We start from the raw sequence: 6,647 nt of genomic DNA on the forward strand, positions 1-6,647 counted from the left end.
TGCCCATGCTGTTGCGCCCTGTCGCCCTGCTGCTTGCCAGCACCCTGCTTGCCCCTGCCGCGCTGGCTGAAGTGCATGAAGTAAAAATGCTCAACCGCGGCAGCGACGGCGCCATGGTCTACGAACCGGACCACCTGCACATTGCCCCCGGCGACAGCGTACGCTTCCTGCCGACCCAGAGCGGGCACAACGCCGCCAGCGTGGCGGGCCTGCTGCCCGCCGGGGCCGAACCGTTCAAGAGCAAGCTGAACCAACCGTTCGAGCAAACCTTCAACGTACCGGGCGTGTATGGCATCCAGTGCATTCCACACCTGGCGATGGGCATGGTGATGGTGATCCAGGTGGGTGACGCAACGGCTGCCGAACTGCCCGCCAGCTTGCCGGCGCGGGCAAAAACCCGGTTTGCAGCGCAACTGCAGAAACTTGAGGCAGGCCAGTGAGCCGCCTCTGGTTGACGCTGCCCCTGCTGGGGCTGGCGCCTTTCGCCCAGGCCGACTCGGCCCAGTCGCAAAGCAACGGCTTTGTCGAAGACAGCCGCTGGAGCATTCTCAACCGCAGCGTGTTCGACCAGCGCGACTACAAGCACGGCGGGCGTAACAGCGCTGCGCGCAACGCCTACAAGCCGCGCAACGAACGCAATGGCAAGGCCGAGGAATGGGCCTATGGCTTGATGGGCACCTTCCAGTCCGGCTTCACCCAAGGGCTGATAGGGGTCGGCGTCGATGCCCACGCCTACCTGGGTGTACAACTCGACAGCGGCGGTGGCCGCGCGGGCAAGGCACGTTTGCTCGGGGTCGACAACGACGGGCATCCGAAGAATGAGTACAGCCGTGGCGGCGCGGCAATAAAGCTGCGCCTGTCCAATACCGTGCTGTCCTACGGCGAGCAACGGGTCAAGACCCCGGTGTTCAGCTCCTCCGACAGCCGCCTGCTGCCGGAGACCGCCACCGGCTTCTTCCTCACCAGCAACGAATTCGACACGCTCAAGCTGGTAGCCGGGCATTTCAACGAAAGCACTGACCGCAACGCCTCAAGCCATGATCAGGGCTTTGTGGTGAACTACTCCAATGGCCGCCAGGGCAACAGCTTCGACCTGGCCGGCGCAGTGTGGAACCCAAGCGCTGCACTCAGCGCCAGCCTGTACACGTCGCGCTATGAGGACAGCTGGAACCAGCATTACCTGGGCAGCACCCTCAGCCATGCGCTGGATGACCGCCGCAGCGTCAGCCTGGACCTCAACCTGTACCGCACCACCGACACCGGCAAGGCGCTGTCCGGGCGTATCGACAACACTACCTGGAGCCTGGTCGCGCGCTATGACCAGGGGCCGCACGGCTTCAGCCTGGGCTGGCAGCAGGTGGACGGCAACACGCCATTCGACTACGTAACGCGGGGCGCGATCTTCATTGCCAACGCGGTGCAGATGTCGGACTTCAACGCGCCGAACGAAAAGTCCTGGCAGGCGCGTTATGACCTGAACATGGGGGCCTATGGCCTGCCCGGATTGAATCTGACGGCGTTGTACGTGCGCGGGTTCGATATCGATGGCACCCATGTCGACCCCAATGGCGGGTATGCGTACCTGGGCTATGGCAAGGGTGGCAAGCATTGGGAGCGCGACCTGGAGGCACGTTATGTGGTGCAGAGCGGCAAGGCCAAGGGCACCACGTTCTCGCTGCGGCATAACGTACACCGGGGGAATACGGCGCAGGCGGAGCTGGATGGGGACCAGATTCGGCTGGCGGTGGAATGGCCGATATCGGGTGGGTTCTGATAGACCGCGTTGCCTGGGTTGGGGCTGCTTTGCAGCCCATCGCGACGCAAGGCCGCTCCTACAGGGATCGCGCACAGTTCGGTTTGACGCGATCCCCTGTAGGAGCGGCCTTGCGTCGCGAAAGGGCCGCACAGCGGCCCCTGGTCAGGCAACCGAGCTTCCCGCAGGTAACAACCCCCATTCCACACGCTCTTGCACACTCATCGCCGCCACCACCTCGGCAAACGCGCGCTCCAGCTCCGCACTGACATGGCCAAAAGCCCGGTAATGCGTCAGCAAGTAGCGCTTCACCGCCCTTGGCCAAAGCCTTTCCTTGTGCGCCGCCTTGATGAGGCCCTTGGCATGATGCCGCTTCGCCCCACACCACAAGGCCATCAACCGGCGCTCGAAGTCTTCATAGGTCCACACGTCTGTGCGGTCGTCGAACTCGTCCAGCAGTTTGAGCCTGTAAAGGGCCATGTATGCCATCGTGAAACTCCCGCTGATGCCATGAAATAATCGTGCACAGAGGAAGTTAAGCAAGGCTTAGCGCCATGGAAATGAACGTGTAGATCACGCGTAAAGCACCGTTGTAGGCGCTTTCCCACAATTCAGCCCAGGCGCAGCTGCATGTGCGTGGTTTGCCAGACCGGGTCTTGCTCCACATCCACGACAGCGAACCCTTGCCGCTCCCAGAACGCAATCGCGCCCGGCAGAAACGGGTGCGTATGCAGGTACAGGCAGCCAATGCCCGCCTGTACCGCACGCTCGCGCAATGCACTGAACAACGCGGCAGCCAGGCCGTGCCTGCGGTAGGCCGGCAGCACGAACAGGCGCACCACTTCGACCACCTGCTCTGCGTGATAATCCAGTTGGGCAAAACGGTGGTCATAGGGCAGGTAACCGATCACCGCGACCAATCGCCCGTCATCGCGGGCCTCCAGGAAGCAGCCCTCGCCCTCCAGGTAGGTTTCGGCGAACTGCGCCAGGTCACGCGGCAACGGCGCGTTGGCGAGCATGGGGAACAGCGCGCGGCGGGCGCTATCGACAAACGCCAGCACTTCGGCAATGGCATCGCGCGGTACAGGTTGCAGGGTCCAGTTCGGCATCAGGCACTTGGCAAGGGTTGGGAGGCCAAGGTTCTACCGCAGCAGGCCGCTCAAGGCAAATCACAGGGCTCGTCGCGGCCTGGCAGACATCGGTATAATCGGCACTCTTCACTGCCCGACCAGGCCACGCCATGCCTCGCTTCCAGAAGTTGCTGTTGCCGCTGTTGATGACTGTTGCCCTTGCCGCCTGCGACCAGAAACCCTCCCGTGAAGAACAGATCCTCGCCCAGCTGCCGCTGCAGGATGCCTACACGCACAACATCGAACGCATGGCCGAGCTGCTCGGCCGCACGCACCCGCGGCTGTCGCAAGCCACCATCCAGGATGTGCTGCGCAAGCACCTTACGGTCGAGGACCAGCGCCAGGACCTGTTCCGCCTGTACAGCGAAAAGAACTTCAATGATGCCGAATTCGCCAGCATCGTCGCCGCCACCCAGGACCCGGCCAAGGCCCGCGCCCTGGAAGACACCGAGGACGGCAAGCGCCTGAGCGAAAAGCTTACTGCCCTGATGCGCGAGACCGCCCGCGATGTGAAGGTGCAAGCCCTGGTCGAGCAGCGCATGCAGCAGGTGGAAGACGAACTGAACGCGCTGGACAAGGCAGGTTCTTGAAACGTGGCCGACAAGGTCTTCCCCATTTCGTAGCCCTCTTTTATCACCCGAGGTCAGGATTGCCACACGCCAAGCACGGATTGCGCCTGGATCTACGTACACTCATTCTGGTGCTCTGCGCCCTTACCGCCGTGGTCATGCTGTGCGCCAGCTATTTCGCCAGTTACCGGGTACAGCGCCAGTTGCTGATCGACCACGCCCTGGAAGCCAACCGGGTGTATGCGACCAAGCTGGCCAGCATCACCGAAACCTTCATCGCCAATGCCTTGCAGCAACTGACGTACAGTGCCAGCGTACAGGGCCGGCAACAGAGCGACGCCGCTGCACTGCAGGTGGAGACCGACCGCGTGCTTGGCCAGAGCATGGCCTTCAACTCCACGTTCGTGGTCGATGCCAACGGCGTGCTGCTGGCGATATCCCCCGCCCCGCTACGCCACCTGGTCGGCACCCGCATGCAAACGCCAGGTGCTCAGGAGGCGCTGCGCGAACAACGCCCGCTGGTTTCCACACCCTACCTGTCGGCAGCCAAAAATCTGGTGGTGGCACTGTCACAGCCCATTTTCGACACCAACGGCCGCTACCTGGGGTATGTCGGCGGTAGCCTGTACCTGCGTGAACGCAACATCCTCAACAGCCTGCTGGGCGAACACTTCCACCAGGACGGCTCGTACCTGTATGTGGTCGATCGCAACCGCCGTCTGCTGTACCACCCCGACAGCCAGCGGGTGGGCACGGTGGTAGAGGGCAACGCGCTGATTGACCAGCTGGCGACGCTGACCAGCGGCACCCGACAACTGACCAACAGCCAGGGCGTGGAAGTACTCGCCGGTTACGCCACCGTCCCCAGTGCCGGCTGGGGCATCGTGGCACAGCAGCCGTTGGCGCAGACGATCATGCCATTGAGCCCGCTGATCCTGAATGTGGTGGGCACCTCTGTCCCGTTGGCACTAGTCGGTTGCCTGCTGCTCTGGTGGCTGGCCATGACCATCGCCCGGCCACTCTGGCAACTGGCCGCCGGCGCCCGCTCGATGGACCGGGTCGGCACCGCCGAGCGCCTGCACCGGGTGCGGGCCTGGTACTTCGAGGCGGCAGAACTCAAGCGCGCTTTGTTGTTTGGCCTGAATTTGCTGCAGGAGCGCATCGGCCGGCTCAACCGTGATGCCCAGACCGACCCGTTGACCGGCCTGGGCAACCGCCGCAGCCTGGAGTTCAGCCTGTCGCTACTGGCAGCCGAAGGCCGGGCATTTTCGGCCATTGTGCTGGATATCGACCATTTCAAACGGGTCAATGACAACCACGGGCACGAGGTGGGCGACCAGGTGCTGCGCCGGCTGGCAGAGCTGATGCGCCGTTGTTGCCGCGAAGGTGACCTGCTGTGCCGCACCGGGGGCGAAGAGTTCCTGATGCTGCTGCCGGGGGCCAGCCTGGAGGTGGCGGCCGTGGTGGCAGAGCGGCTGCGGGTGACGGTGCAGGATACGCCGGTGGAGCCTGTTGGGGCGGTGACGGTTTCACTGGGGGTGGCGCGCTGGGACGGTGAGGTTGGGAGCGAGCCTGGGGAGGTATTGAGTGAGGCTGACCGGGCGCTTTACCGGGCCAAGCAGGCGGGGCGTAATCGGGTGGTGATTGCCTGAGTGTGGTGTTTCTGCTGTACCGGCCCTTTCGCGGGTGAACCCGCTCCTACATTGACCGCGTTGCCCCGTAGGAGCGGGTTTACCCGCGAATAGGCCGGTACAGGCAAAGATGAAAGTGCAGGTTGTAACAAACATTGTCATAAAACTGCAGTGTTTCAGTCATAGGATTGACCCCAACCTGACATTTTCATTTCATGGATGAGCGTCTCATGCGTCGAGTGGTTTTCAATCAGAAAGGTGGCGTCGGCAAATCCAGCATCGCCTGCAACCTTGCCGCAGCCAGTGCCGCCGAAGGCTACCGGACCTTGCTGGTCGACCTCGACCCGCAGGCCAATGCCACCTACTACCTCACCGGCCTGGTCAATGACGCCATTCCTGCCGGCATTGCCGACTTCTTCCGCCAGACCCTGTCGCCCGTCACCGCTGCCGGCAAGAAGCACCGCGTGGCAATCACCGAAACCCGCTACAGCAACCTGCACCTGATCACCGCCAGCCCCGACCTCAGCGACTTGCAGAGCAAGCTGGAGAGCAAGTTCAAGATCAACAAGCTGCGCAAGCTGCTGGTGGAGCTGGGCGAGGACTATGAACGGATCTACATCGACACCCCGCCGGCGCTCAATTTCTACACCTTCAGCGCCCTGGTAGCGGCCGAGCGCCTGCTGATCCCGTTCGACTGCGACAGCTTCTCGCGCCAGGCGCTGCACAGTGTCATGGCCGAGGTCGAAGAGCTGCGCCAGGACCACAACCCGGCGCTGCAAGTGGAGGGCGTGGTGGTCAACCAGTTCGCCGGTCGCACCGCCTTGCACCAGATCCTGGTCGAGCAGTTGCGCAGTGAAGGCCTGCCGGTGCTGCCGGTGTACCTGAGCAGTTCGATCAAGATGCGTGAGTCGCACCAGGCCTCGGTGCCGCTGGTACACCTGGCGCCGCGGCACAAGCTGGCGATGGAGTTTGTCGGGTTGCTGGATGTGCTGGAGCGGGCGGCCTGATAGGGCTTGGGGGCGCTTTGCACCCCGATCGCGACACAAGGCCGCTCCTACAACGGATCGCGTCAGCGGCAAATTGTCGCGACCCCCTGTAGGAGCGGCCTTGTGTCGCGATGGGCTGCGCAGCAGCCCCCAAAATTCTGAAGCCAAAGCGCTACCCGACCGTTCATCCGAATGGTAGATTCACCGCCATGAAAACCACCCGGCACACTCGCACGCTGACAGCCTGGATGCTCTATGCCAGCGTCCTGTTCAGCCTGTTGCTGTGTGGCCTGCACCACGGTCAGATGGGCGGCCTGCGCCTGGCCGGCCTGGAAGGTGGCTTCTGCTCGGTCAACAGCGAGCACGGCGTTGCCATCGACCTCGACGGGGCCGGTGGCGACCAGCACATGGCCCAGCTCGACTGCCCGGTGTGTTCTTCGTTCGGCCTGGCCGTGCCGCTCAGCAGCGGTGGCTGGTCATATACCCCGGCGCAAGCTGTGGCCACCTCGCCCATCGTCGTGCGCAGCTGGGCACAACCGCCACCACGCTATCAACGCCCCGCCCTCAACCCCCGCGCC

General features: G+C 63.4%; 8 protein-coding genes. 6 read left to right on the top strand and 2 right to left on the bottom strand.

Annotation, left to right across the window (positions count from 1 at the left end):
• Positions 1-5: 5 nt before the first annotated feature.
• Both IAE39_RS20395 and IAE39_RS20400 read left to right on the top strand, forming a co-directional pair.
• Positions 6-440 carry a pseudoazurin gene (locus IAE39_RS20395; RefSeq protein WP_201205882.1) on the top strand — a complete coding sequence of 145 codons (435 nt, stop codon included), beginning with the start codon at positions 6-8 and terminating at the stop codon, positions 438-440.
• Complete coding sequence (locus IAE39_RS20400) at positions 437-1,774, top strand: OprD family porin (protein ID WP_201205885.1); 1,338 nt, start codon at positions 437-439, stop codon at positions 1,772-1,774. The genes IAE39_RS20395 and IAE39_RS20400 overlap by 4 nt, the downstream gene beginning before the upstream one ends.
• A gap of 144 nt (positions 1,775-1,918) precedes the next feature.
• Here IAE39_RS20400 and IAE39_RS20405 read toward each other — a convergent pair whose 3' ends face one another.
• Together IAE39_RS20405 and IAE39_RS20410 are read right to left on the bottom strand one after the other, a co-directional pair.
• Positions 1,919-2,233, bottom strand: coding sequence for a hypothetical protein (locus IAE39_RS20405; RefSeq protein WP_236548723.1), 315 nt, complete (start codon positions 2,231-2,233; stop codon positions 1,919-1,921).
• 131 nt (positions 2,234-2,364) lie between these two features.
• The gene (locus tag IAE39_RS20410; RefSeq protein WP_201205889.1) at positions 2,365-2,862 is read right to left on the bottom strand and encodes a GNAT family N-acetyltransferase; all 498 of its coding nucleotides are present in this window, start codon (positions 2,860-2,862) and stop codon (positions 2,365-2,367) included.
• Between the two features lie 131 nt (positions 2,863-2,993).
• On the opposite strand from IAE39_RS20410, the gene IAE39_RS20415 reads away from it, so the two are divergent.
• From IAE39_RS20415 to IAE39_RS20430, 4 genes are all read left to right on the top strand, one after another.
• Positions 2,994-3,473, top strand: a complete 480-nt coding sequence (locus IAE39_RS20415; protein WP_201205891.1) for a hypothetical protein — start codon at positions 2,994-2,996, stop codon at positions 3,471-3,473.
• Positions 3,474-3,532: 59 nt separating this feature from the next.
• Positions 3,533-5,104 carry a sensor domain-containing diguanylate cyclase gene (locus IAE39_RS20420; RefSeq protein WP_201205893.1) on the top strand — a complete coding sequence of 524 codons (1,572 nt, stop codon included), beginning with the start codon at positions 3,533-3,535 and terminating at the stop codon, positions 5,102-5,104.
• A 209-nt stretch (positions 5,105-5,313) separates the two neighbouring features.
• The gene (locus tag IAE39_RS20425) at positions 5,314-6,090 is read left to right on the top strand and encodes a ParA family protein (RefSeq protein WP_201205895.1); all 777 of its coding nucleotides are present in this window, start codon (positions 5,314-5,316) and stop codon (positions 6,088-6,090) included.
• Positions 6,091-6,278: 188 nt separating this feature from the next.
• The coding region (locus IAE39_RS20430) for a DUF2946 family protein (RefSeq protein WP_201205897.1) at positions 6,279-6,647 on the top strand (369 nt) is incomplete at its 3' end.

Origin of the sequence: Pseudomonas sp. S37 (genome assembly GCF_016658545.1) — a bacterium.
Classification (GTDB): Bacteria; Pseudomonadota; Gammaproteobacteria; order Pseudomonadales; family Pseudomonadaceae; genus Aquipseudomonas.

Bases quoted from the DNA above. Each gene is read 5' to 3' on its own strand.
- IAE39_RS20395 (WP_201205882.1), top strand. From the start codon at position 6: ATGCTGTTGCGCCCTGTCGCCCTGCTGCTTGCCAGCACCCTGCTTGCC.
- IAE39_RS20405 (WP_236548723.1), bottom strand. From the start codon at position 2,233: ATGGCCCTTTACAGGCTCAAACTGCTGGACGAGTTCGACGACCGCACA.
- IAE39_RS20410 (WP_201205889.1), bottom strand. From the start codon at position 2,862: ATGCCGAACTGGACCCTGCAACCTGTACCGCGCGATGCCATTGCCGAA.
- IAE39_RS20415 (WP_201205891.1), top strand. From the start codon at position 2,994: ATGCCTCGCTTCCAGAAGTTGCTGTTGCCGCTGTTGATGACTGTTGCC.
- IAE39_RS20425 (WP_201205895.1), top strand. From the start codon at position 5,314: ATGCGTCGAGTGGTTTTCAATCAGAAAGGTGGCGTCGGCAAATCCAGC.